The sequence below is a fragment of the Kribbella sp. NPDC026611 genome (assembly GCF_040638345.1).
In the GTDB taxonomy this organism is placed as follows: domain Bacteria; phylum Actinomycetota; class Actinomycetes; order Propionibacteriales; family Kribbellaceae; genus Kribbella.
Map to the genome: position 1 here is coordinate 648799 of NZ_JBEZYC010000003.1, position 22919 is coordinate 671717.

Here is a 22919-nt window from a genome sequence, read left to right on the forward strand (position 1 = left end):
AATGCGCTCGGCCGGTGGGGTAGCGAGGTGTTAGAACGGCTTATGACCACGGGCCAGGACACGGAACCGCAAGACGATCCCGATGCAACTGCTGAGGCACGCGTCGGTGGGGTCGGTATGAGGGTCACGGAGATTGCGCCGACGGAGTACGGGCGGGCGGCGGAGTTGTGGGAGGCGTCGGTGCGGGCGACGCATGACTTTGTCACCGAGGCGGACCTGGACGAGTTCCGGCCGTTGGTGCGGGCGTCGTTCGGGGAGATCGCGCAGCTGGCCGGGCTGCGGTCGGACGACGGGCTGCTGATCGGGTTCATCGGCGTCGCCGAAGGGAATGTCGAGATGCTGTTCCTCGACCCGGCGTACCACGGGCAGGGCGGCGGGAGTCTGCTGCTCGCGCACGCCTTCGATCACTTCGCCGCCACGACGGTCGACGTCAACGAGCAGAACCCGGAGGCCGTCGGTTTCTACGAGCACCACGGCTTCCGCCTGGTCTCCCGCAGCCCGCTGGACTCGACCGGGAAGCCGTACCCGATCCTGCACCTGAAGCGCTAGCCGGCGATCTCCAGGATGTCGATCGGGGTGTACGGGTCGGCCTCGGCGAAGCGGAGCGCCCAGCGGACCGCGTCCTCCTTGGAATCGACGCGGATGATCGAGACGCCCGCGACCAGCTCCTTGGTCTCGGCGAACGGGCCGTCCACCACCCGCGGGTCGCCGGGCACCGGGAACGTGATCCGGGCGCCGCGCGAGCTTGGCATCAGGCCCTCGCCGAGCACGAGAACGCCGGCCTGACGCATCTCCTCGAGCACCGCGTCCGCCCGGGCCAGGATCTCCGGGTCCGGCGGGTTGCCGGCCTCCAGGTTGTCGTTGGTCTTGTGCAGCAGCATGAACCTCATAGCCGAGACCTTAGTGCGGTCCAGAACCTCTCGGGTATGTCGTGCTCGAGCCACGCCGCGACTTCGGTGATCTCCTGCGGGCTGCGCGCGCCGACCACGACGGCCGGTACGGCGGGGTGCCTGAGCGGGAACTGTAGAGCGGCGGCCAGGAGAGGTACGCCGTACCGCCGGCAGAGGCCGCGGAGCTCGTCGATGGTCCGCAGTACCTCGGGTGGGACGCGTTCGTAGCCGTGAGGGGCGCCGTTGGCGGTGTCGGCGAGGACGCCGCCCTGGAAGACGCCGGCCGCGAGGACGACCACGCCGAGCTTCTCGCACAGCGGGAGGAGCTCGTCGGCGCCGGACTGGTCGAGGAGCGTGTAGCGACCGCCGAGCAGGATGCAGTCCGGTCCGTCCGGGCCGGTCTCGCGGAGGAACCGGGCCGCGACGTCGGCGTGGTTGACGCCGAGCGAGATGGCGCGGATCGTGCCGCGGCCGCGGAGCTCGGCGAGCGCGCGGAGGGTCTCGGTCGACGCGCTGACGAAGTCGAGCTCGGGGTCGTGGATGTGCAGGATGTCGATCCGGTCGATCCCCATCCGCTGCAGGCTGTCCTCGAACGAGCGGATCGTGGCGCGGTACGAGTAGTCCAGCCGCGGACTGACGCCGGCGGGCGGCTCCGCCCAGATCGGCTGGAGGTCCGGTCCGCCGGGCTCGATCAGCCGGCCGACCTTGGTGCACAGCACGAACTCGTGCCGCGGGCGGCCGCGGAGCGCGAGCCCGGTGCGCTCCTCTGATCGCCCGTAGCCGTAGACCGGCGCGGTGTCGAACAACCGGACCCCGAGCTCCCAGGCCCGGTCGATCGTCGCGACCGCCTGACGCTCCGCGACCGCCGCAAACATCCCCCCGACCGAAGCCAGCCCCAAACCGAGGCGGCTCACCCGCAACCCCGTCTGCCCCAGCTCCACCATCCGCATGGAGCCGAGGCTAGGAGGCCGCACCGACAGTTCGGGCGGTTCACAATCTGCCGCGCCGGGCCGCGAGTGCTCAGCTCCAGGCGGTCAGAGGGCCGGTCTCAGCGCGGTACGCCGCCGCGCCAGGCGCCGGTCTCAGCGGGGTACGTTGCCACGCCAGGCGCCGGTCTCAGCGGGGTACGTCGCCGCGCCAGGCGCCGGTCTCGCCGGGGCGCTGCTCGATGAACTCCTTGAACCGCTGCAGGTCGCCCTTGACCCGCCCCTCGACCATGCCGAGCTTGTCGCCGACCTTCTCGAGGAACCCCTCCGGGTCGATGTCCATCTGCGCGGTCACGCGGGTCCGCTCCGGCGTGAGCTGGTGGAAGGTGACCACTCCGGCGTGCTGCGGACCCGCGTCCGCCCGCCACGCCACGCGCTCGTCCGGGTGCTGCTCGGTGATCGTCGCGTCGAACTCGCGCCGCTGACCGCCCACCTTCGTCACCCAGTGGTGTGGGTGGCGTCGAGCTGCCTGACCTCCTCGACCCCTTCCATGAAGTGCGGGAAGGACTCGAACTGCGTCCACTGGTTGTACGCCGTCGTCACCGGTACGTCGACGTCGACGGACTGGGTGATGCCACTCATCTGCATTCCTCTCGTTCGCCGGGATTCGTTCGCCGGGATTCGTTTGTTGGGAAGCGGCCCGGTACCCCGGCGGTTCCGTCATATGCCCGGTCTTCCGCAGGGCGTGGTCTGGCGGCACTATGCGGGAATGGGTGAGATCGCGGAGCGGTACCGGCGACGGGCCGAGGTGTTCGAGCGGAAGGTTGCCGCCGTACAGCCGGACCAGTGGAGGAACCAGTCGCCCTGTGCGAAGTGGACCGCCCTGAACGTTCTTGAGCATGTGATCGAAATGCACGGCGTGATGCTGAAACCGGTCGCGCGGAAGCTGGAGCCGGCCGACGATCCGCTGACCGCTTTCCAGGAGGCGCGGGCGGCGGTCGAGGACGTGCTCGACGACCCGATCCTCGCGCTCACCGAGACCGATACGCCGGCTGGTCGAATGACCGCTGAGCAGCAGATTGATCAAGTGATCTCAGACGATCTCGTCCTGCACGGATGGGATCTGGCGCGATCGACTGATCAGGACGAGACGATCGATCCGGTCGACATCGAGCGATTGTGGTCGAAAGCGATCGCGATCTCGCCGGAGCTGATGGAGAAGTACCGGACGCCGGGCGCATTGAGGGCCGGCGTCGAGGTGTACGGGCCCGAGGTGGCGGTGCCGCCGGACGCTCCGCTGCAGGACCGCCTACTGGGGTTGCTCGGCCGTGAGCCGTGAGATGTCGCTGGGGGCGTAGTACGCGCTCGGATCGGTGCAGAGCGGCGCTCGGGTGAGGTCGGTGGGGCGCTGGAGGAGCATCGCGTGGCCCTTGGCGATCGCGGGGTCGAGGTACTCGTGGCCGGGGAGGTTCGCGACCGCCGTACGGCAGCCCAGCGCCATTCCCTCGAAGAGCGCCGTGGTCGAGACTCCGACCTGGTACGTCGCCTCGGCCAGCAGGTCGAGCGTGTTGCCGCCTGTGGACACCCTCACGTTCGGCGGGATCGTGTAGTCGGACTCGCGTTCGCTCGGGTGCAGGCGGAAGACGACGTCGAGGTCGGGGTTGGCCTTGGCGACGGCCTCGGCGACGTGAACGAGTTCGGCGCCGACGGTGCCTTGGGAGAGGAAGACCGCTTTCGCGGGGTCCTTGGGGCGTCTTGCCGGGAGGAACGGGGCGCCGACGACCTCGGTGCGCATGCCGGCCGGGAGGTCCGCGACGTCGGTCCAGTAATCGCCGAAGCACCAGAGCTCGTCCGGCTGGTTGGCGACTTGCGGGCGGCCGGGGTAGCTGTAGCCGAGGTGGTACGGGCTGATCGCGCCGTGCTGCAGCTCGACGACGCGGATCCCGAGGTCGCGCGCGGCGCCGACGATGTGCTGGTGGAAGTACGCGACCACGACGTACACGGTCTTGATCTGATGGCGCTTGAGGAGGGCTCGGTAGAGGGCTCGCAGGCGGCGGTGCTTCGGTACTTCGCGGGCGAGGAGCGGGCCGATCGGGACCGTGACACCGGTCAGTTTCTCCAGTGCTTGGGTGATGCCCCGGTCGTCGGCGGTGCGGGGGTGGATGGCGCCGGCGGCGGAGGTGAAGAAGTCGAGGTTCTTGCTGCCCGGGAGCGGGGTGCCGTTGATGCCTGAGTCGAGGATCAGGGCGCGGCCGTGGAGGGCTCGTCTGAGCTCGTCGGTGTAGATCTCGACACCGCCCGGTTTCCGCGGATGGGGTACGACGAGGGCGTCGTACCGGCCGGGGAACGGGTTGCGGGTGACGATGCCGGTGACGTGCTTCGCGACCAGGGCGAGGCTGTCGGCCTTCGTCCGGCGTACCGGGTGCGAGGCGCCGTGGATGCCGGTGCGGCGGGTCAGCTCATGGAAGACGCGCATCCGGATGATCGGCCAGGGATGCGTGTCCCGGATCCGCCACTCGAGCAGGTCCAGATCCTTCTCCACCTGCCAGATGGCGGCGCACAGGGTCGCTACCGTCGGCTTCTGGGTCGGCTTTTGGGTCGGCAGGTCCTGACTCGGCCCCGTGCCGTTCCCGGTACTCGTCATGGTTGATCCCAACTATCCCGGCGAGACTCCCGACGCCCGAGAAGAACCGGCGGACTGCCTTCAGCAGGTGCGTCTTCCGGCCGAGCAGCAGCCCGGCGAGGGCGAGCCCGAAAGCCGAGATCACCCGGGCCGAAGCATAGGCCAGCACCAGGACGTAGCTGATCGCGCCCGGGCGGATCAGCAGCCGGCTGATGGTGTCGCCGCTGCCAGAGCGGAAGGCGCGACGTACCAGCCAGTGGAGGGTGGTGCGGCCCACCGGCACCTCTTCGGCGATGCAGGCCTCCTCGCACCAGACGATGCGGAAGCCGGCGCGGTGTACGCGGAGGAAGAAGTGCAGGTCGCTGGAGCCGGTGTAGCGGAACGCGGGATGGAAGCCCGGCGTGACGGTGTGGTAGACGCGGCGGCTGACCAGGGTGTTGTTCGTGTACGCCTTACGCAGCTCCTCGCCGGTGGTGTGCCGGCCGGTGGAGTCGTGGACGTCGCTGTAGTGGTTCCAGGGCGGGGCGCCAGGTGGGAGGTTGCCCTTCACCGGTCCGGTGACGACGTCGGCGCCGGTCGCCTCCCAGGTGGTGAGGAGGGTCTTGAGCCAGCCCGGCGGGGCGACCTCGTCGTCGTCGACGAAGATCAGGGCGTCGTCGTTCCAGCAGAGCTCGACGGAGCGCTCACGGGCGAAGGGGATCCCCGGCTCCGGTTCGACGACGGACTCGATCGGGTACGGCGTACCCGCCCCGAACTCCTCGAGCACCCCGGCCGCCGACCCGTCCGCGTCGTTGTCCACCACCACGACCCGGATGGAGTAATCCCCGTCGGCCGGCAGCTCCTGCGCCTGCAAACTCGTCAACAACCCCCGCAAAAGAGCAGGTCGCCTGAAGGTAATCACCGCGATGGCGACGCTCATGCTCATGGCGCCCGAGACTATCGGTCCAACCCAACAACCGCTCACCCAACTACACGTCCCGACACGAGAACCCCCGAAGGACACCGCTCCGCGGCGGCAGTTCTCTTGCGCCTCCGGCGGGCGGGGGAGGTGGTTGTGGGCGGAGGTGGTCGCCAGGCGGGAGGTGATGAGTGGCGGGGCGGGCGAGCGGGGCGTGTACGCGGCGGGGTGGTGGTGTGGAACTGCGGCAGAGAACACCGCTTCGCGGCGGCAGTCTTTTGCGCCTTCGGCGGTGGCGAGCGTGGTTGCGGCAGGCGCGTGGTCGCCGGGAGGGAGTGATGAGTGGCGGGCCGGAGTGCAGGTCTAGCGGACAGGTGTGGGTAGGACCGGCGTATCTAGGTGGACGGGGTGATGGGCGCGTGTGGGTGGAATGGACCTGACGGGGAGACGGGGTGACGGTTTACGCGTCGGAGGGGCCGGGTTCCCAGGCGGTTGTTTGGGACCAGGTGTCGGCGGCTTGGATGGTTTGCCAGAACCAGGGGAGTTTGGCGTTGGTGTAGGCGGTGCGGTCGTGGGGGTGCTGGGCGGCCAACGAGCGTTTTAGGGACTCGTAGGGGGCCAGTTCGGCGGGGTGGGTGCGGAGGTAGTCGCGGAGGAGGAGGGGGAACTGTTGGGAGAAGGATCCGAGCTTGCGGACATGGACGTGTGTTCGGCGGGTGCCGGGAGGCTCTCGGAAGTAGCGCTTGGTGCGCTCCGGGTTGTCGGCGCGGTAGATGTAACCGAGGGACTCCAGGCCAGAGCGATACAGGTCGACAGGCTCCAGAGCAGCCACCGAGATCTGGATGTCGATGATGGGCTTGGCGGCCAGGCCGACGACGGCGGTCGAGCCGATGTGGTCGATGCGGAGCGCGACGTCGCCCAGTGCGTTGCGGAGATGTAGTCCCAGCTGGGCGAATTCGGCTGCCCAGGCCGGGTTGTAGGACTCGATCGTGATCATCGGGTGGCGGACATTTCGTCGCCGGGGAGGCGAGCTGTCCAGGCCTGGAGGTTGGGATCGGCGACCGGGAAGTTGGGCGTGAGTTGGAAGCCGTGTGCGGACACCAGGCGTTGGCTTGCGCGGTTGTTGCGGTCGATCAGGCCGAAGACCCGGCCACCAGGGCCGTCTTTCGCCATCTCCTGGATGGTGATGTCGAGGGCCTCGCTGGCAACGGCACCCGGCAGAGCAGCACTGGTCGACTGACCACGGAAGGCCTGTGCGACGGCGATGATCCGGGTCTTGTACAGCCGGTGCTGGAGCTCGGACCAGAGCGACAGGGCTCCTACGGCGCCGTCCTCCGTCATGCCGAGCAGGAGTCGGCCGTCCGCACCGCGGATCGGGACGTGGAGTTGGTGGATCGCCTTCTGGACGGCGTACTCCCACTGCTTGGGATGGGCTTTCGCTCGCCGGCCCGGGTCCTTGGGAGGGGGCGTTGTGCAGGTGAAGGAGTGGATCCTCGAGCGATCGCCACGTTCGGCATCCCGCCAGTCCAGGATCATCCCGCGAGCCTCAGAACGCGAGCGGTCGGGATCTCGTCGTCCGAGAGGGCTTCGAAGAAGTCCGCCTCTGCCCGGCTGATCGGCGCGCCCGGCCCGCTCTCGAGGTACTCACGGCCGAGCTTGTCGTCATCGCCGGCAATCCGCGCCGACACCGCCGGCAGCACGGTCAGCACGGCAGCTGACTGCACCAGGCGCCGGATGATCCAGACCCAGTCGCCCGTGTGCACGTTGAGCTTCGCCAGCAGGCCGGCCGGGAGATCGACGCGAGCCGGCTCGTCCCAGTAGTCGACCAGGATGTGGGTGAGGTCGTTCCGCGTTTCTTTGACCTGACCGGCGATCAGGCTGCCGTCGAGCTTCGGCCAGACGACGTCGAGCGCCTTCCAGGTCTCCTTGATCAGGTCGGCGTAGAACGGTGCGACCTCGAGCTGGTCCATCGAGCTGACGCTCAGGAACAGTCGAAGCGGCTCCTTGAACCTGGCCTCGATCTTGCTGCCCGAGTCGGACAGTTGCTGGGCGGTGTCTTCGTCCCCGGTCTGCTTGACGGCGGCGGCGAGCGCGGTGACCGCGCTGTAGTACGTCGCGCTGCCGTTGGCGCGGCCGTGGGCACGGTGGGTGACCCGAATCCCGTCGTACGCCGTCCGGGCACGCTTCAGCGTGCGCAGTCGCTCGCGCGAGGGCTCGTGGGTGGGGTCGCTCATCCGAACGACGGTTTCCCAGGAAACGATCGGCGCCGGGACGGTCTGCATGACGTCAGAGTAGTCGCTCTGAGCGGTGGATTCAACCTTTCAGAAACCACCGCTGTACCTCTGGGTACAGTTGGGGGGTGGAGACGGTGGAGCGGTTGATTCGTAGTGCTCAGGAGTTGCTGTGGGAGCGGGGGTATGTGGGGACTTCGCCGAAGGCGATTCAGCGGGCGGCGAGGGCGGGGCAGGGGAGTATGTACCACCACTTTGCCGGGAAGGCGGAGTTGGCCAAGGTGGCGATCGAGCGGTCGGCGGGGGAGTTGCGGGCGGCGGCGGACGAGCAGTTGGGTGGGGCGGGTACGGCGGGTGAGCGGATCAACGGGTATCTCGGGCGTGAGCGGGCGGTGCTGAAGGGGTGCCAGGTGGGGCGGCTGGCAGCGGATCCGGAGGTGGTTGGGGATCCGGTACTGCGGGCACCGGTCGCCGAGACGTTCGCGTGGTTGCGGCAGCGGCTGGCCGAGGTGGTTGCTGAGGGCAAGCGAAGTGGTGAGTTCCCGGAGTCGCTGGACGCCGCGCGGACGGCGGCGACGATCGCGGCGGTACTGCAGGGTGGATATGTACTCGCCCGCGCGGCCGGCTCGCCCGAGCCGTTCGAACTGGCGGTTCACGGCTTGACCGACCTACTCAAGGAGGCCAGTAAGTGAAGATCGGCGCGGTGTTCCCGCAGCTCGAGATCGGAGCGGACCCCCGCACGGTCCGCGACTGGACGACGATCGTCGAGGCGGCCGGCTACAACCACGTGCTCGCGTACGACCACGTCCTGGGCGCTGACCCCACGAACCGTCCCGGCTGGACCGGGTACACCGACAAGTCCTTGTTCCACGAGGTTTTCGTGCTGTTCGGGTACCTGGCCGCGATCACCACGAAGCTCGAGCTCGTGACCGGGGTGCTCGTCCTGCCGCAGCGACAGACGGCCCTGGTCGCGAAGCAGGCGGCCGAGGTCGACGTACTGAGCGGCGGCCGGCTCCGGCTCGGTGTCGGCATCGGGTGGAATCACGTCGAGTACGACGCGCTCGACATCCCGTTCGAGAAGCGTGGCGCGCGGCTGACCGAGCAGGTGGAGCTGCTGCGCAAGCTGTGGGCCGAACCGGTCATCAGCTTCGAGGGCGAGTTCGACCGGGTCCAGGAGGCGGGCCTCAACCCGTTGCCGGGCAGGCAGATCCCGATCTGGTTCGGCGGTGGCGCGGATGCGGTACTGCGTCGTACCGGCCGGATCGGTGACGGCTGGATGCCGCAGCTCGCGCCGGACGACGAGGCCCGCGCGAAGCTGACGATGATCCGCGAGACGGCCGAGAAGGCCGGCCGGGATCCGCAGACGATCGGCATCGAGCCGCGGCTGACGCTCGGCGCCGTACCGGAGAGCGAGTGGCGCGCGTACGCCGACGGCTGGCGCGAGCTCGGCGCCACCCACCTCTGCGTCAACACGATGAACATGGGCCTGGCGAAGCCCGAGGACCACGCCCAGGTCCTCCGCGAGGTACTACCGCGACTCGGGTAGCAACCGGTCGAGTGTGCGATCCAGCAACCGGAGCGCGTGTGGTCCGTCGAGCTGGTCGAGGAGCATTTGGGCCTGCAACCCAAACGCGAACGCGATCAGCAGCTCCGCGTCGGCGCGGGGATCGTCCGACCGGGTCGACGGATCGGCGTCGAGGAGCGACTCGAGCAACGATTCCAGCGCCGGGTCCGCGTTCCGCGCGACCTGTTGCAGTTGGGGGTCGGTGAGGAAGCGCACGAAGTACGCCGAGTGCACGACGTACCGTCGCCTCCGGTCCTCGTCGAGCGGCAGGAGCTCCATCAGTACGGCGCGCACCAGCTCGGGCGGCGACAGGTCACCGAGCGCGCCGACCCGCTCCTGGGCGACCGCTTCCGCGTCGGCGTTGAGCATCTCCAGGGCCGATACCAGCAATGTCGTGCGGTTGCCGAAGTAGTACTGCACCAGGCGCATCGAGACCTCGGCTTCGTCCGCGACCTGCCGCAGCGTCACGGCCTCCAGGCCCTCGCGAGCGGCCAACCGCCAGACGGCCTCGGCGATCTGCCGGCGCCGGCGCTCCCTGTTCTCGTCCCGGGCCACCGCGTCCTCCTCGTTGTGATGCGATCGTACCAATGCGTGTTATGGTGCGATCGCATCAAAATCGGGACGGAGGGAGAGGCGTCATGAGTGGGTGGGTCGGAGTGCTGGTGGTGGGCATGGTGGTGCTGGTGATCGGGGTGCAGGGGGCGATTCGGCTGCTGGTCGACCACGGCAACCGCGGTCTCGTCGGCTGGATGCCGGGCGGGTTCGGCGGTGCGCTGGTCGCCGACCTCGTGCTCGTGCTCGGCGGTGCGGCGCTGGCTTGGCTCGGTGACACCCGCCGCACCAAGGCTGAGTCGCGATAGGCCGAGTCGAGGCCCGAGAGGTCGGGCGCGGTAGGTCGAGGCGCGGCAAGCCGGGCGGTAGGTCGAGTCCGGGCGGCGCCGGGCGTCAGGTGGCGTTGGGGTGGGGTTCGGTGGTGAGTGCTTCCTGGCGGCGGGTGAGGATGGCGACTGCGATCAGGGGGATGGCTGAGACGGCCTGTAGGGCGGCGTACCAGGGTGGGCAGATGCCGGGGATCAGGTCGACCGCGACGATCGCGATCGGGAGGATTGTGGTGACCGTTCGGAGGCGGTCGAGGCTGCGGCGGTTGCCGTTGGCGGCGCGTGTGGTGAGGCGGTGCAGGACGGGCGCGGCCGCAAGGAGGAGCACTGCGCGGACCCACATGAACGTGCTCACGGTGCCGTGGCTCGCGGCGGATGCGATGACTGTCGAGAGGACGACGGCGCTCGCGACGCCGAAGATCATGATGCACTTCTTGCTGGACTCGAAAAGCTCGGTCTTCGTCATACCCAGAACGCTAGAAATCTCCGGCACCCCGCGGTACGGGGTCAGCCACACACCAGGGTGGGGCCAGCCCTACTCCTGCTAGCGAACTAGTGACGGTTGGCGGTCGACCCGCGGATCGCCAGTGGGCAGGGCAGGGTGATCGTCTGTGTCGGCCGGGTCGGGTCGGAGATGCGTTGCCGCAGCAGGTCGATGCCCTGCTCGACGATCGCGTGCACCGGCTGGTCGACCGAGGTCAGGTCGAAGGACTCCCAGGCGGCCATCTCGGTGTTGTCGTAGCCGATCACCCAGACGTCGTCGGGGACCCGGGCGCCGACCGCGCGGGCGCCGTCCAGGACGCCGAACGCGAGCAGGTCGGTGACGGTGTAGATCGCCGTCGGCGGCTTCTTGCGGGACAGCAGTTTGCGCGCCGCCGCATGACCGTCGGCGTGCGGGACGCCGACCGAGATCACGTTGCTGGGCTTGAGCTTGACGCCGCCCTCGGCCAGGGCGGCCCGGAAGCCGAGGTCGCGGTCGCGCGACGTGTTCCCGGTGTGCTCGAGCATCACCAGCCCGATGTCGGTGTGCCCGGCCTCGATCAGGTACCGGCCGGCGTCGTATGCGCCCTGCCAGTTGTCGCCGACCACCTGGTCGCAGTCGAGCCCGTCGATCCCGCGGTGCAGCAGCACGGTCGGTGTCCCGGATGCGAGCGCCATCGTGTGCAGCTTCGAGTCGTACGTCGCCGACGTCAGCACGAACCCGTCCACCAGCCGCTGGTGCAGGACGTCTACGACGGTCTCCTCGGGATCGTGCTCGATGTTCCACAGGATCATGTGCTGACCGACCGAACTGAGCACCCGACCGATCTCGTCCAGCAGCTCGGCGTGGAACGGGCTGGTCACCCGGGTCATGAACACGCCGATGGTGTCCGTCCGGCCGGTCTTCATCGCCCGGGCCAGCGCGTTCGGCGTGTAGTTCGCGTCCTTCAGCACCTGCAGGACGCGTTCCCGCGTCGCCGCGTTGACCTTCGGGTTGTTCGTGAGCACCCGCGACACCGTCGCTTGTGACACTCCTGCCAACCGGGCCAGGTCTCGGCTGGTCGGTGGTCGGGTCATCGTCGCGCCTCCCCTCGTCCCACGATGTGAACCCTACTCAAGAGTGTCCCGGTCAGCCGTTGACCACGCCGAAACAGCTGTGTATACGTATTCATTGAATACGTATTCATCCCACGATGATGGGAGATTCCGGTGCAGACCAACCCCCCAAACCTGAACCGCCGCAGGTTCCTTGCCGGTCTGACGGGACTCACTGCCGCCGGCGTGCTGGCGGCGTGTGGTGGCAACGGCAACGCGAGCAGTGGTGGCGGCAAGAAATCCATGACCTTCCTGAACTGGGAACAGGTCAAGGGCAACCCGCTGGAGCAGGCGATCCAGGCGTTCGAGAAGGAATCCGGGACGCAGGTCACCATCCAGCCCGCGGTCACCCAGGAGTACGACACCAAGATGCGCACGCTGATCGCCGGCGGCAGTCCGCCGGATGTGATGCGGATCAACGACGACTTCGTCCGCGGCTTCTCCCAGCAGGGCGCGTTGCTGGACCTCAAGCCGTACATCGAGAAGGACAAGCTCGACACGTCGCAGTACGCCAAGGAGACGTTCGACTTCCCGCAGCAGCCGGACGGTTCGCACACGGCCTGGGTGCTCGGCTACCAGCCCCGCCTGATCTTCTACAACGTCGACCTGTTCAAGGCCGCCGGCGTACCGCTGCCGCCCACGACGTGGTCGTCACAGAACTGGACCTGGTCCGACTTCGAGGCGACCGCGAAGAAGCTGACCGACCCGGCCAAGAAGCAGTACGGCGCACTCGTGTACCTCGACACCGGCTACGAGCAGACGTTCACGGTCAACCACGGCAGCCAGACCGGCATCTTCTCCCCGGACGGCACGAAGTTCACGCTGGCGGACAGCAAGGAGACCGAGGCGCTGCAGTGGGCCACCGACCTGACCTGCAAGGACAAGGTGCAGCCGCCCTGGTCCGCGCTGCAGCAGGACAACGTGCAGAACCAGATGTTTGCCCAGGGCAAGATCGCGATGATGTTCGCGACCTTCGGCACGGTTCCGTACCTGCGGCAGGCGGTCAAGGACTTCACCTGGGACGTCGCTCCGCCGCCTGGTGACGTGGAGCAGAAGACCGAGTCCAGCGTGATCGTGTTCTGCGTCCCGAAGAAGGCGAAGAACCCCGACCAGGCCTGGTCGCTGCTGAAGTACCTCGCGAGCGAGGACGGCGGCAAGATCCTGCTCCAGGGCGGCGCCTTCACGCCGATCAACCTGAAGGCCGCGGCCGGGCTCGCGCCGAACGGCAAGGCGCCCGCGCACATCGGGCTTTTCGCCGAGGCGGCCAAGCACCTGACCGCGACCAATCAGACCAAGAACACCATCGGCGCCCGCGAGCTCTACCGGCCGGCGCTGGACACCGCCTACAACTGCGAGAAACCCGTCAGCGACGTGCTGCAAGGCGTCAGGTCCCAGGTGGAGAACGCGCTGAAGGGTTGAGGCCGATGGCAACCATCACGATGGCGCAGAAGACCCGGAGCGCAGTCCAGCAGAACGACGTACGCCGGGCCCGCCGGAAGCAGAACCTCACCGGCTGGCTGTTCATCAGTCCGATCGTGGTCGGGGTGGTCGCCTTCCAGTTCTTCCCGATCCTGGTCTCGGTCGCCGCCTCGCTGACCGACTGGAACGGCATCTCGGCGCCGAGGTTCGTCGGGCTGAAGAACTTCACCGAGATGTTCACCGACGACCCGCTGTTCCTGCAGACCTTCAAGAACACCGTCTACTTCACCCTGGTCAGCATCCCGCTGACGATCGGGATCGGGCTGGTGCTGGCGCTGCTCTGCGCCCGCCCGATCAAGGGCGTCGCGTTCTTCCGGACGGCGTACTTCGCGCCGTACGTGACGAACGTGGTGGCGATCGGTTTCGTCTGGTTCTGGTTCTTCCAGCCCGACAACGGCGTCATCAACGGGTTGCTCCACCAGCTCGGGATCACCGGCCCACAGTGGTTGTCGAGCTCGAGCTGGGCGATGCCGGCGGTGATCATGGTCAGCGTCTGGCAGGGCATCGGCTACCCGATGATCATCCTGCTGGCCGGTCTGCAAGGGCTGCCGAACGAGTACTTCGAGTCCGCCAAGCTCGACGGTGCCGGGAACTGGCAACGGCTGCGGTTCATCACGCTGCCGCTGCTGACGCCGCATTTCCTGTTCCTGCTGATCACGCAGTTCATCTCGTCGTTCCAGGTGTTCGGCCTGATCTACGTGATGACCAAGGGCGGGCCCGGCCACGCCACCAGCGTCTACATCTACAACATCTATCAGAACGCGTTCAGCTACGGGAAGGTCGGCTACGCCTCGGCGATGGCCTGGATCCTCTTCGTGGTGATCGCGGCCGTCACCTTCGTGCAGTGGAGGCTGCAGAAGAGGTGGGTGTTCTACGCATGAGAGTCGTCGGAAAGACCTCGCAGTACGTCGTCATGTCGCTGTTCGCGATCGCGTTCCTGGCGCCGCTGGTGTGGATGATCAGCGCGTCGCTACGGCCGGAGGCGAAGGTTCTGAGCGTGCCGCCGAAGTTCCTGCCGTCGGACACGCAGTGGAGCAACTACGGCCAGGTGTTCGAGCTGATCCCGGTGTTCCTCTGGAACAGCGTCAAGCTCGCCGGGCTGAACGTGATCGGCATCCTGATCGTGGCGTCGATGGCCGGGTACGCGTTCGCCCGGCTGAAGTTCGCCGGCCGGGACCTCGCGTTCATGGTGCTGCTCGCCACCTCGATCATCCCGGGGATCGCGTACCTGATCCCGCAGTACATCGTCTTCCAGCACATCGGCTGGGTGGACACGCAGTACCCGCTGTGGGTGCCGAAGGTGCTCACGCCGGTGTTCGCGACGTTCCTGATGCGGCAGTCCTTCCTGACGATTCCGAACGAGCTCGAGGACGCCGGCAAGATCGACGGCGCGTCCACGTTCGGCATCTACTGGCGGATCATGCTGCCGCAGACCAAACCGGCCCTGGCGGCGATCGGGGTGTTCACGTTCCTGGAGTCCTGGAACGACCTGTTCGGCCCGCTCATCTACATCACGTCCGAGAACCTGCAGACGCTGCCGGTGGCGCTGGCCCAGTTCCAGGGCGAGTACTTCACCCAGATCAGTCTGCTGATGTGCGGCGCGACGGTCTCCGTCGTACCCGTCATCGCCGTCTTCCTCTTTGCCCAGCGCTATTTCATCCAAGGCATCACGATGACAGGAATGAAGGGGTGAGCACCGTGCCCGAACGGGTCGTTGCCATGCAGATCGGAGCCATCTCGTTCGTCGACGAAGGCGTCGACCGGACACTCGACATCCTGGCCGACCGCGGCGCGGTGAACGCGCTGTTCCTGGCCACGCCGACCTGGACCCGGGGGACCGGCGGCCGGCAGATTCCCGGCCATCCGATCCCGGACCACGGGGTCAAGGAGTACGACCTCGGCTGGGTCGGCGGGAACTACGCGACCACGCACCCGCGGTACTACGGCAACACCGTGCTCGGCGCGGCCGGTCAGGCGCCCGAGCACCCCGGGCTCGACCTCTTCGCGGAGGTGATCCCGAAGGCGAAGGAGCGCGGGATCAAGTCGTACGCCTGGATGGAGGAGAGCGGCGGCGCCAAGCAGCTCCGCACGTACCCGAACTTCGCCAAGGTGCTCGAGGTCGACGCGTGGGGCCGCCCGGGCCGTCGGCCGTGCTTCAACAACCCGGACTACCGCAACTGGCACCTCGGCTTCGTCGAGGACTACGTGCAGAGCTACGAGCTGGACGGGCTGGCCTGGTGCTCGGAGCGGCCCGGTCCGCTGAACATGCTGATGCAGGGCACGGTCGACGTGTCCGAGATCGGCTGCTTCTGCCCGCACTGCCGCGCGGTGGCGCGCGAGCGGGGTATCGACGTCAACCGGGCGATGCAGGGGTACCGCGAGCTCGTCGAGTGGAACCAGCGCGTCGGCGCGGGCGAGCGGCCGGTCGACGGCGCGTTCGTCACGTTCTGGCGGATCCTGCTGAACTTCCCCGAAGTACTGGCCTGGCAGACGCTGTGGACCGAGAGCCAGCGGCAGCTGTACCGCGACATCTACGGGGTGGCCAAGGCGATCTCGCCCGAGGTCGAGGTGGGCTGGCACGTGTACCACAACATCTCGTTCAGCCCGTTCTACCGGGCGGACCAGGACTTCACCGAGATGGCGAAGTTCTCCGACTTCATCAAGGTGGTCATCTACAACAACTGCGCCGGCCCGCGGTTCTTCACCTGGGTGAAGAGCATCTGCGGCGCGCTGTTCGCGGACGCGGACCCTGAGGACGTCTACCCGCTGATGATGAAGCTGCTGCAGCTCGACGAGGGCGACTACGCCAAGCTGCCGCAGACCGGATTCAGCGCGGACTACGTACGGCGGGAGACCGCACGGGCCGTGGCCGGGGTCGGCGGGCAGAGCAAGATCTACCCCGGGATCGACATCGACATCCCGGTCGGCGTGGCCAAGCAGCGCGGGCTGGAGTCGCCGCGGGACGTCGGTACCAAGATCAACTGGGACGACAACGAGGGTGAGCTGACCCGCTGCACGCGCGAGTCCGTGCGGGATGCGACGCTGGCCGCGTTCGAGGGTGGCGCGGAAGGCGTCGTACTGAGTCGCAAGTACTCCGAGATGCTGCTGGAGAACCTGTCCGGCGCCGGCGACGCCGTACGGAGTCTCGCGTGAAGCCCTGGTACCAAAGGACTTTGCGGTGGGCTCAGACCAACCTGACGGAGAAGGACCCGGCCCGGTACGACGCGGACTGGTGGCGGGAGCACTGGCGGCGGACGCGCGTGCAGGGGGTGATCGTCAACGCGGGCGGGATCGTCGCCTACTACCCGAGCAAGTTCGAGCTGCAGCACCGGGCGGAGTACCTCGGCGACCGGGACCTGTACGGCGAGATCGTGTCGCTGGCGCGCGCCGACGGGCTTACGGTGCTGGCGCGGATGGACTCGAACCGGGCGCACCAGCCGTTGTACGACGCGCATCCGGACTGGTTCGCCGTCGACGCTGACGGCAAGCCCTACCGAGCCGGTGACCTGTACGTCGCGTGCGTGACCGGTCCGTATTACAAGGAGTTCCTGACCGGGATCCTCGAGGAGATCATCGAGCGGTCGGCGCCGGACGGGCTGACCGACAACAGCTGGACCGGTCAGGGGCGGGAGCATATCTGCTACTGCCCGAACTGCCGGGACAGTTTCGGTCAGGAGTTGCCGAAGGCACCGAGCTGGGACGATCCCGTCTACAAGCAGTGGATCCGGTGGAGCTACGACCGGCGGCTCGACGTCTGGGACCTGAACAACGAGGTGACGCGGCGGGCCGGCGGTCCGGACTGCCTGTGGATCGGGATGAACGGTGGCGATATCGTTGCCCAGAGCAAGCGGCTCCGGGATGACGTGGAGATCTGCAAGCGGGCGCGGATCTTCATGCTGGACTCGCAGTGGCGGCACGAGGGGTCCGGGTTTCAGGCGAACGCGGACTCCGGGAAGCGGCTGCACGGGCTGCTCGGTTGGGACACGCTGATCCCGGAGAGCACGGCGATGTACGACGCCGACGTACCGACGTTCCGGCTCGGGAGCAAGCCGGAGCCGGAGGCGCGGATGTGGGCGCTGGAGGGCTGGGCCGGTGGGATCCAGCCGTGGTGGCACCACATCGGGTCGGTGCACGACGACCGCCGGCAGTACGCGACCGCGCAGCCGCTGTTCGAGTGGCACGAGGCGCATGAGGAGTACCTGGTTGATCGGGAGCCGGTGGCTACGGTCGGGGTGCTGTGGAGCCAGCGATCCGTCGACTTCCACGGTCAGGACGCCCCGGAGGAGGTGAGCCAGCTGCCCTACCGGGGGTGGACGGATGCCCTGGTGAGGGCGCGCGTCCCGTACTTGCCCACAGCTGTGGTGGACGACAGGTTCGACGTCCTGATCGTTCCGAACGTGGGTGTGTTGACGGATGAGCAGATTGCGCAACTGCAGGCCTACGGCGGTCGTTTGGTCGTGACTGGGGAGTCGGGGCTTTACGACGAGTGGGGCATTCGCCGGGACGAATGGGCAGTCGGCGAGCTGGTCGGCGTACGGCACACCGGCAAGCGGCTCGGCGACGGCGCGGTGACCGACTGGGAGCACTACGACAGCCACAGCTACCTGCGGATCGAGGACAGGTCGGTCTTTGAGGGCGACACCGACATACTCCCGTTCGGTGGGCAGCTGGAGGTCGTGGAGGCCACCACGCCGGGTGCGCTGACGTGGATCCCGCCGTTCCCCATCTACCCGCCGGAGAAGTCGTGGATGGAGGAGCCGCGGAGCGATGTACCAGCGCTGGTCCTCGGCGAGCGTACGGCGTACCTCGCGGCCGACCTGGACCGGCAGTACGCCAAGCACCACCACCCGGACCACGGCCGCGTGCTGGCCAACCTGGTGCGTCACGACGGGATCCCGCTGCGGGGTGACCGGCGCCGGCGTACTGGACTGCCAGCTCTACCGGCAGGGCGACCGCCACATCCTGCACCTGGTCAATCTGGACCAGGGTGGCGCCTGGCGGGGTCGTCTGGAGGAGTTCACGCCCGTCGGCCCGTTCACAGTGTCGCTCAGGGTGAGCGGGTCGCGGGCGCGGTTCCTCGTCTCGGGTGCTGAGGTGGAGGTGAACGAGCAGGACGGCTGGATTAAGTTCGAGGTAGACCGGATCACCGATCACGAGGTCGTAGTACTGAGCTAAGGAGTCCCACGTGTCCATCGACGTCACCGGGCCGATGAACGAGCGGTACGGCGAGATTCTCACCGAGCGGGCGCTCGGGCTGATCGAGACGCTGCACCGGGCGTACGACGCGCGACGACTCGAACTGCTCGAGCGCCGGCGGCAGCGGGTCGCGGAGATCGCGGCCGGGGCGTCGCTGGGGTTCCTGGCGGAGACGAAGGACGTGCGGGACGACCCGGAGTGGCGGGTCGCTCCCGCCGCTCCGGGGCTGGTCGACCGGCGGGTGGAGATCACCGGGCCGACCGACCGGAAGATGACGATCAACGCGCTGAACTCCGGTGCCAAGGTCTGGCTGGCCGACCAGGAGGACGCCAACACGCCGACCTGGGAGAACGTGGTCGGCGGCCAGCTCAATCTGCTTGACGCGATCACCCGGCAGATCGACTTCAGCACCGACGCGAAGAGCTACGCGCTGAAGCCGGACGACGAGCTGGCGACGATCGTCGTCCGCCCGCGCGGCTGGCACCTGCCGGAGAAGCACATCCTGGTCGACGGTCAGCGGACCTCGGGGTCGCTGGTGGACTTCGCGCTGTACTTCGCGGCCTGTGCGCAGCTGCAGCTCGACCGCGGGCAGGGGCCGTACTTCTACCTGCCGAAGATGGAGTCGCACCTCGAGGCGCGGCTCTGGAACGACGTGTTCGTGACCGCGCAGGAGGCCCTTGGGATCCCGCGGGGGACGATCCGGGCGACGGTGCTGATCGAGACGTACCCGGCGGCGTTCGAGATGGAGGAGATCCTCTACGAGCTGCGCGAGCATTCGGCGGGGCTGAACGCGGGGCGCTGGGACTACATGTTCTCGGTGATCAAGACGCACCGCACCCGCGGTACGGACTTCCAGCTGCCGGACCGGAACAGTGTGACGATGACGGTGCCGTTCATGCGCGCGTACACCGAGCTGCTGGTGCGGACCTGCCACAAGCGCGGTGCGCATGCGATCGGCGGGATGGCGGCGTTCATCCCGAGCAAGGACCCGGCGGTGAACGAGCAGGCGTTCGCGAAGGTCGAGGCCGACAAGACCCGCGAGGCCGGCGACGGCTTCGACGGCTCGTGGGTCGCGCACCCCGGCATGGTCGAGACCTGCCGCAAGGTCTTCGACGGCGTACTCGGTTCGGAGCCCAACCAGCTGGGCAAGCTCCGCGAGGACGTCTCCGTCACCGCCGAGCAGCTCCTCGACGTCGCCTCCACCCCCGGAGAGGTGACCGAGGCGGGCCTGCGCAGCAACGTGAGCGTAGCCATCCAGTACCTCGCCGCCTGGCTGAACGGCACCGGCGCGGTCGGCATCTTCAACCTGATGGAAGACGCCGCCACCGCCGAGATCTCCCGCTCCCAGATCTGGCAGTGGCGCCAGAACCAGGTCGTCCTCGACACCGGCGCCACCGTCACCACCGACCTGGTCGAACAAATCGCCACCGAAGAGATCGCCAAGCTAGGCGACCCCGCCCCCTACGCCCCAGCCCGCACCCTCTTCCTCGAAGTAGCCCTCTCCGACACCTACACCGACTTCCTAACCCTCCCCGCCTACGAACGCTTCGAGTGACGTCTCCGGTATTTCTGGAGGCACGGACAGGAGGTGATTTGTATGTCAGAACCAACCTCGGCGTCGGCTGCGCTCGCCCACGCCGACGCGGGGTTTTGGCGGCCGGAAGATCTAATGCAGATCCTCGCCGGCTCCGAACCGCTCCGTGAGGACGAGTCGTTCGAGCTCTCGGACCTCTCCGACGACGAGTGGGACCGTTTCATCCAGGCGATCCACGAGTGACGCCCTAGGCCATCCTGCTCGACACCAACGTCTTCCATCGCAGTGCAGTGCTGCCCCGGGGACGCGAGACGACCTGGGCTGCGTGCAGAGTGTCGTCGGGTTGGTCATCCCCTGCACCAGAAGCAGCATCTCGGGGATCTGTGGATTGCGGCGGCTGCCATTCGATGGGAGTTGCCGTTGGTGGCACATGACGCCGTCTTCGTCGGCTGTCCGGGGCTCGAGCTGACTTGTGAGGTTTGAGCGTTCTACGAACGCTTTACCTGAGGTCCCTCGACGTTGACGGTGGGGATCCCGCCGCCGGCTCGGGCGATGATGGCTAGGGACGGGGTGGTGGTGGGGTTGCTTTCGCGGTGGATGGTGTAGGCGGGGACGTGGACGAAGTCGCCGGCTACGGCGTCGAGGTAGTCGTCGGAGCCGTCGAACTCCAGGCGGAGGACGCCCGAGACGATGTAGAGGCTGCTTTCGTTCTTGTCGTGGTGGTGCCAGCCGGAGATCGCGCCGGGTTGCGTGATCACCTGGCCGGCCCACAGGATCGGGAGTTCGAAGGCGCGCATCCGCAGCATGCCGGCGGTCGGGTCGGCGGCGACCAGATCGCCGGCTCTGATGACGCGGACGGGTTCGCTCATCTGTCCAGTGTCAGGGTTTCGGGTACGCCGCGTCGACCTCCACCTCGACGAGCCAGCCCGCGACCGGGAGGTTTTCGATCTCCAGCGCGAAGCGGGAGGGGCGGGCCTTGTTGACCACAAAGGGTTTGGCGGGGGCAGCGGTGCCGAGCGGGACAGGGACGTAGGCGCCAGTGGTGAGGTCGGTGTTGGCGAAGTACTGCCGGTAGGCGCGGTTCCAGCCGGCGAAGTCCGCCGCGGCGGCGCCGGCCGGGTTCTGCAGGAAGACGCGCATCGTGTAGACGTCGGCGTACGACAACCCGGCGGCCTGCAGGTTCTCGCCGATCCGGCGGAGGACGTTGATCCCTTGGGCCTCGGTGATCGTGACACCCGCGGGCAGTACGCCGCCGGGGAAGATCGCCGTGTCGACGTACGCCGCCTCGGTCCCGGCCGGCGCGCCGGTGTTGAGGGCCGACGGGCCGATCCCGCTCGTTTTGTAGATCGGCGTGTTCGCGCCGATGCCGACCCCGGTGGCGATCAGCGGGTTCGCCTGGCCGGCCGGCAGGGCCGGTACGACGGTGCCGGGCCGCGGCGGCTTCGGCCGGTCCCACCAGCCGGCGGCGGTCGACGCCCCCGCGCCAAACGAAACCACCACAGCCAACGCCGCAACACCGGTCAGCACACGTGACTTCCTCATCGGCTCGTCACCACCCGGCTGTGCAGCGCCGTGACGGCGGCCCGGGCGGAGACGATCGCGCCGTGCTGCCAGGCGATGGCATGGGACAGGTGGTCGCCTGCGAAGTAGATGTTGCCGGTGGCCTCGAGCAGCCGGGCGTAGATACCGTCGGTCTGCGACGGCCAGCTCACCCAGGACGCCTCGGAGTACCGGGTCCCCAGCCAGTTCACCGAGAACGCTGCCTTCACGTCCTTGGTGTAGACGTCGCCGTGGATCTTCGCGCCCTGTGCGAGCGCGCGCTCCAGCCGGGCCGCCGGCGTCAGAGCGCCGTACGCGTTCGCGTTGGCGCCGGTGTTGTAGTAGCCGATCACCGTGCCGCGCTCGCCGTGGAACCCGTACGACGGGTACCAGGTGTTGACCGTGTCGAGGCTGCTGTTGGTGATGCCGCCGTAGATCCGGTGATCCTCCTCCCACCAGCGCCGGCCGTACTCGATCCCGATCTTGCCGGCGTTCGTCGGCCGCGCGTACCGCAGCGCTTCGAGGATCGGTGCCGGCAGGTTGGACGGCACCTTCGCGGCCAGGTGCGGCGGCAACGCACAGATCGCGTAGTCCGCGGTGACCGCTCGGGTCCGCCCACCGCTCGTGTAGCTGACCTCGACGCCGGTGCCGGTGTTGCGCAACCCGGTCACCTCGGAGCCGTACCGGATCTTGTCCCGCCCGATCGCCTTCTCGAACGCGTACGGGATCCGGTCCATCCCGCCGACCGGCTGGAACATCATCATCGCCTGGTCCCAGCCGAACTCGAAGGAGAAGTAGTTGCCGACGCCGCTGGCCAACACGTCGCTCAGCGCATACGGCGCGGCGGTCGAGCCACCCTCGAGCCCGGCGCCCGGCTCGACGACGTACCCCCGCCGCCCGTCGGTCCCGGTGTAGGCGAACCCGGCCGCCTTGTTCCCGATCGAGCCGAAGCTGCTGAGGAACCCGATCAGCGCCTCCTTGTCGGCCGCCGTCAGCCGGCTGTCGAGCGCGCCCTGGTCGGCGGCGGTGGCGAGCAGCTCGGCGACGTAGCCGTACACGTCGGCCTTGGCCGTGCGGTGCCGGATCGGTTGGTTCGACAGGCTGCTGGTGCCTTCGCGGTACAGGTAGGCGTCCGCGTTCTGGTTCACGAACGGCTGGATCTCGACACCGAGCTCGCGGCAGTACTCGAGCGTCACGTGGTGCTGGGGCAGCCGCGCCGGCCCGGCGTTCATGTACTGGCCGGGCGAGAAGGCTGCCCGCTGGGTGTTTCCGGCCAGGTCGGTCTCGACGGTACCGCCGCGGACGGTCCAGTTCCGGCCGCCGGGACGGTTGCGGGCCTCGAGCAGGGTGACCTTGTAGCCGGCCTTCAGCAGCTCGTACGCCGACGTGAGTCCGGCGATGCCGGCGCCCAGGATCACTACGTGCTTGCCGCGCCGGCCGTTCAGGTCGGTACGCGTCGGAGCGGCGTACGCCGGGGTCTCGGCGACGCCCGTGAGGCCGAGCGCCGACATCGTGGAGTAGAGGACACCGGCTCCGCCGGTGATGCCGACCTGCTGCAGGAACTGACGCCTGGTCTGTGCCATGCC

At 68.1% G+C, this 22919-nt stretch carries 25 protein-coding genes and 1 pseudogene; 12 read left to right on the forward strand and 14 right to left on the reverse strand.

Annotated features, from left to right (window positions below; all coding sequences use genetic code 11):
- The first annotated feature begins 117 nt into the window (after positions 1–117).
- Positions 118–549 (forward strand): GNAT family N-acetyltransferase, encoded by a 432-nt coding sequence (locus AB0E69_RS15015; protein WP_360144659.1) that lies wholly within the window; start codon positions 118–120, stop codon positions 547–549.
- Here AB0E69_RS15015 and AB0E69_RS15020 read toward each other — a convergent pair.
- The 3 genes and pseudogenes from AB0E69_RS15020 to AB0E69_RS15030 all read right to left on the reverse strand — a co-directional run bounded on the left by AB0E69_RS15020 (position 546) and on the right by AB0E69_RS15030 (position 2464).
- Positions 546–890 (reverse strand): YciI family protein, encoded by a 345-nt coding sequence (locus AB0E69_RS15020; protein ID WP_360144662.1) that lies wholly within the window; start codon positions 888–890, stop codon positions 546–548. The two genes, AB0E69_RS15015 and AB0E69_RS15020, sit on opposite strands and share 4 nt — an antisense overlap.
- On the reverse strand, positions 887–1840 hold the full coding sequence (locus AB0E69_RS15025) for an aldo/keto reductase (protein WP_360144665.1): 954 nt from the start codon (positions 1838–1840) through the stop codon (positions 887–889). The genes AB0E69_RS15020 and AB0E69_RS15025 overlap by 4 nt, the downstream gene beginning before the upstream one ends.
- 166 nt (positions 1841–2006) lie before the next feature.
- A pseudogene (locus tag AB0E69_RS15030) lies at positions 2007–2464 on the reverse strand (SRPBCC family protein).
- A gap of 121 nt (positions 2465–2585) precedes the next feature.
- Between AB0E69_RS15030 and AB0E69_RS15035 the strand changes: the two are divergent.
- Entirely contained in the window at positions 2586–3155 is a 570-nt protein-coding gene (locus AB0E69_RS15035; RefSeq protein ID WP_360144668.1) for a TIGR03086 family metal-binding protein, read from the forward strand.
- On the opposite strand, the gene AB0E69_RS15040 is transcribed toward AB0E69_RS15035, so the two are convergent.
- From AB0E69_RS15040 to AB0E69_RS15060, 5 genes are all read right to left on the reverse strand, one after another.
- Complete coding sequence (locus tag AB0E69_RS15040) at positions 3126–4292, reverse strand: hypothetical protein (RefSeq protein WP_360145952.1); 1167 nt, start codon at positions 4290–4292, stop codon at positions 3126–3128. The genes AB0E69_RS15035 and AB0E69_RS15040 overlap by 30 nt on opposite strands.
- A complete protein-coding gene (locus AB0E69_RS15045; protein WP_360144671.1) occupies positions 4276–5364 on the reverse strand; it encodes a glycosyltransferase in 1089 nt (362 codons plus the stop codon). The genes AB0E69_RS15040 and AB0E69_RS15045 overlap by 17 nt, the downstream gene beginning before the upstream one ends.
- Before the next feature lie 433 nt (positions 5365–5797).
- On the reverse strand, positions 5798–6334 hold the full coding sequence (locus AB0E69_RS15050; protein WP_360144674.1) for a GrpB family protein: 537 nt from the start codon (positions 6332–6334) through the stop codon (positions 5798–5800).
- Positions 6331–6873, reverse strand: a complete 543-nt coding sequence (locus AB0E69_RS15055; RefSeq protein ID WP_360144677.1) for a hypothetical protein — start codon at positions 6871–6873, stop codon at positions 6331–6333. Before AB0E69_RS15055 ends, AB0E69_RS15050 begins: the two co-directional genes overlap by 4 nt.
- Positions 6870–7619: a hypothetical protein gene (locus tag AB0E69_RS15060; RefSeq protein WP_360144680.1), complete on the reverse strand. Its 750-nt coding sequence runs from the start codon at positions 7617–7619 to the stop codon at positions 6870–6872. Before AB0E69_RS15060 ends, AB0E69_RS15055 begins: the two co-directional genes overlap by 4 nt.
- A 77-nt stretch (positions 7620–7696) precedes the next feature.
- Here AB0E69_RS15060 and AB0E69_RS15065 point away from each other — a divergent pair, with 77 nt between their 5' ends.
- Positions 7697–8260 carry a TetR/AcrR family transcriptional regulator gene (locus AB0E69_RS15065; RefSeq protein ID WP_360144683.1) on the forward strand — a complete coding sequence of 188 codons (564 nt, stop codon included), beginning with the start codon at positions 7697–7699 and terminating at the stop codon, positions 8258–8260.
- The gene (locus AB0E69_RS15070) at positions 8257–9114 is read left to right on the forward strand and encodes an LLM class F420-dependent oxidoreductase (protein ID WP_360144686.1); all 858 of its coding nucleotides are present in this window, start codon (positions 8257–8259) and stop codon (positions 9112–9114) included. The genes AB0E69_RS15065 and AB0E69_RS15070 overlap by 4 nt, the downstream gene beginning before the upstream one ends.
- Here the strand turns inward: AB0E69_RS15070 and AB0E69_RS15075 are convergent.
- Positions 9097–9687 (reverse strand): helix-turn-helix domain-containing protein, encoded by a 591-nt coding sequence (locus AB0E69_RS15075; protein ID WP_360144689.1) that lies wholly within the window; start codon positions 9685–9687, stop codon positions 9097–9099. The genes AB0E69_RS15070 and AB0E69_RS15075 overlap by 18 nt on opposite strands.
- A gap of 83 nt (positions 9688–9770) precedes the next feature.
- Between AB0E69_RS15075 and AB0E69_RS15080 the strand changes: the two genes are divergently transcribed.
- Positions 9771–9992 carry a hypothetical protein gene (locus AB0E69_RS15080; RefSeq protein WP_360144692.1) on the forward strand — a complete coding sequence of 74 codons (222 nt, stop codon included), beginning with the start codon at positions 9771–9773 and terminating at the stop codon, positions 9990–9992.
- Positions 9993–10077: 85 nt separating this feature from the next.
- Here AB0E69_RS15080 and AB0E69_RS15085 read toward each other — a convergent pair whose 3' ends face one another.
- A complete protein-coding gene (locus AB0E69_RS15085; RefSeq protein WP_360144695.1) occupies positions 10078–10476 on the reverse strand; it encodes a hypothetical protein in 399 nt (132 codons plus the stop codon).
- Positions 10477–10562: 86 nt separating this feature from the next.
- A complete protein-coding gene (locus AB0E69_RS15090; RefSeq protein WP_360144698.1) occupies positions 10563–11567 on the reverse strand; it encodes a LacI family DNA-binding transcriptional regulator in 1005 nt (334 codons plus the stop codon).
- A gap of 132 nt (positions 11568–11699) precedes the next feature.
- On the opposite strand from AB0E69_RS15090, the gene AB0E69_RS15095 reads away from it, so the two are divergent.
- From AB0E69_RS15095 to AB0E69_RS15125, 7 genes are all read left to right on the forward strand, one after another.
- A complete protein-coding gene (locus AB0E69_RS15095; protein WP_360144701.1) occupies positions 11700–13004 on the forward strand; it encodes an extracellular solute-binding protein in 1305 nt (434 codons plus the stop codon).
- A gap of 5 nt (positions 13005–13009) precedes the next feature.
- Entirely contained in the window at positions 13010–13945 is a 936-nt protein-coding gene (locus AB0E69_RS15100) for a sugar ABC transporter permease (protein ID WP_360144704.1), read from the forward strand.
- On the forward strand, positions 13942–14757 hold the full coding sequence (locus AB0E69_RS15105; protein WP_360144707.1) for a carbohydrate ABC transporter permease: 816 nt from the start codon (positions 13942–13944) through the stop codon (positions 14755–14757). The genes AB0E69_RS15100 and AB0E69_RS15105 overlap by 4 nt, the downstream gene beginning before the upstream one ends.
- A gap of 5 nt (positions 14758–14762) precedes the next feature.
- Positions 14763–16217: a hypothetical protein gene (locus AB0E69_RS15110; RefSeq protein ID WP_360144710.1), complete on the forward strand. Its 1455-nt coding sequence runs from the start codon at positions 14763–14765 to the stop codon at positions 16215–16217.
- Positions 16214–18157 (forward strand): alpha-amylase family protein, encoded by a 1944-nt coding sequence (locus AB0E69_RS15115; RefSeq protein ID WP_360144713.1) that lies wholly within the window; start codon positions 16214–16216, stop codon positions 18155–18157. The genes AB0E69_RS15110 and AB0E69_RS15115 overlap by 4 nt, the downstream gene beginning before the upstream one ends.
- Before the next feature lie 92 nt (positions 18158–18249).
- Entirely contained in the window at positions 18250–19815 is a 1566-nt protein-coding gene (aceB, locus tag AB0E69_RS15120; RefSeq protein WP_360144716.1) for a malate synthase A, read from the forward strand.
- A gap of 42 nt (positions 19816–19857) precedes the next feature.
- Positions 19858–20037, forward strand: a complete 180-nt coding sequence (locus tag AB0E69_RS15125; protein WP_360144719.1) for a hypothetical protein — start codon at positions 19858–19860, stop codon at positions 20035–20037.
- Positions 20038–20282: 245 nt separating this feature from the next.
- Here the strand turns inward: AB0E69_RS15125 and AB0E69_RS15130 are convergent, their stop codons facing one another.
- Genes AB0E69_RS15130 through AB0E69_RS15140 form a run of 3 tightly spaced genes read right to left on the reverse strand, consistent with a single transcriptional unit; the run spans position 20283 to position 22916 of the window.
- Positions 20283–20663, reverse strand: coding sequence for a cupin domain-containing protein (locus tag AB0E69_RS15130; RefSeq protein WP_360144722.1), 381 nt, complete (start codon positions 20661–20663; stop codon positions 20283–20285).
- A 10-nt stretch (positions 20664–20673) separates the two neighbouring features.
- Positions 20674–21336, reverse strand: coding sequence for a Rid family hydrolase (locus AB0E69_RS15135; protein WP_360144725.1), 663 nt, complete (start codon positions 21334–21336; stop codon positions 20674–20676).
- Complete coding sequence (locus tag AB0E69_RS15140; protein ID WP_360144728.1) at positions 21333–22916, reverse strand: FAD-dependent oxidoreductase; 1584 nt, start codon at positions 22914–22916, stop codon at positions 21333–21335. Before AB0E69_RS15140 ends, AB0E69_RS15135 begins: the two co-directional genes overlap by 4 nt.
- Positions 22917–22919 lie beyond the last annotated feature (3 nt).

Bases quoted from the DNA above. Each gene is read 5' to 3' on its own strand.
- AB0E69_RS15055 (WP_360144677.1), bottom strand. From the start codon at position 6,873: ATGATCCTGGACTGGCGGGATGCCGAACGTGGCGATCGCTCGAGGATC.
- AB0E69_RS15035 (WP_360144668.1), top strand. From the start codon at position 2,586: ATGGGTGAGATCGCGGAGCGGTACCGGCGACGGGCCGAGGTGTTCGAG.
- AB0E69_RS15045 (WP_360144671.1), bottom strand. From the start codon at position 5,364: ATGAGCATGAGCGTCGCCATCGCGGTGATTACCTTCAGGCGACCTGCT.
- AB0E69_RS15125 (WP_360144719.1), top strand. From the start codon at position 19,858: ATGTCAGAACCAACCTCGGCGTCGGCTGCGCTCGCCCACGCCGACGCG.
- AB0E69_RS15080 (WP_360144692.1), top strand. From the start codon at position 9,771: ATGAGTGGGTGGGTCGGAGTGCTGGTGGTGGGCATGGTGGTGCTGGTG.
- AB0E69_RS15025 (WP_360144665.1), bottom strand. From the start codon at position 1,840: ATGCGGATGGTGGAGCTGGGGCAGACGGGGTTGCGGGTGAGCCGCCTC.
- AB0E69_RS15105 (WP_360144707.1), top strand. From the start codon at position 13,942: ATGAGAGTCGTCGGAAAGACCTCGCAGTACGTCGTCATGTCGCTGTTC.
- AB0E69_RS15090 (WP_360144698.1), bottom strand. From the start codon at position 11,567: ATGACCCGACCACCGACCAGCCGAGACCTGGCCCGGTTGGCAGGAGTG.
- AB0E69_RS15135 (WP_360144725.1), bottom strand. From the start codon at position 21,336: ATGAGGAAGTCACGTGTGCTGACCGGTGTTGCGGCGTTGGCTGTGGTG.
- AB0E69_RS15040 (WP_360145952.1), bottom strand. From the start codon at position 4,292: ATGCGCGTCTTCCATGAGCTGACCCGCCGCACCGGCATCCACGGCGCC.
- AB0E69_RS15020 (WP_360144662.1), bottom strand. From the start codon at position 890: ATGAGGTTCATGCTGCTGCACAAGACCAACGACAACCTGGAGGCCGGC.
- AB0E69_RS15130 (WP_360144722.1), bottom strand. From the start codon at position 20,663: ATGAGCGAACCCGTCCGCGTCATCAGAGCCGGCGATCTGGTCGCCGCC.
- AB0E69_RS15140 (WP_360144728.1), bottom strand. From the start codon at position 22,916: ATGGCACAGACCAGGCGTCAGTTCCTGCAGCAGGTCGGCATCACCGGC.
- AB0E69_RS15100 (WP_360144704.1), top strand. From the start codon at position 13,010: ATGGCAACCATCACGATGGCGCAGAAGACCCGGAGCGCAGTCCAGCAG.
- AB0E69_RS15050 (WP_360144674.1), bottom strand. From the start codon at position 6,334: ATGATCACGATCGAGTCCTACAACCCGGCCTGGGCAGCCGAATTCGCC.
- AB0E69_RS15085 (WP_360144695.1), bottom strand. From the start codon at position 10,476: ATGACGAAGACCGAGCTTTTCGAGTCCAGCAAGAAGTGCATCATGATC.
- AB0E69_RS15060 (WP_360144680.1), bottom strand. From the start codon at position 7,619: ATGCAGACCGTCCCGGCGCCGATCGTTTCCTGGGAAACCGTCGTTCGG.
- AB0E69_RS15015 (WP_360144659.1), top strand. From the start codon at position 118: ATGAGGGTCACGGAGATTGCGCCGACGGAGTACGGGCGGGCGGCGGAG.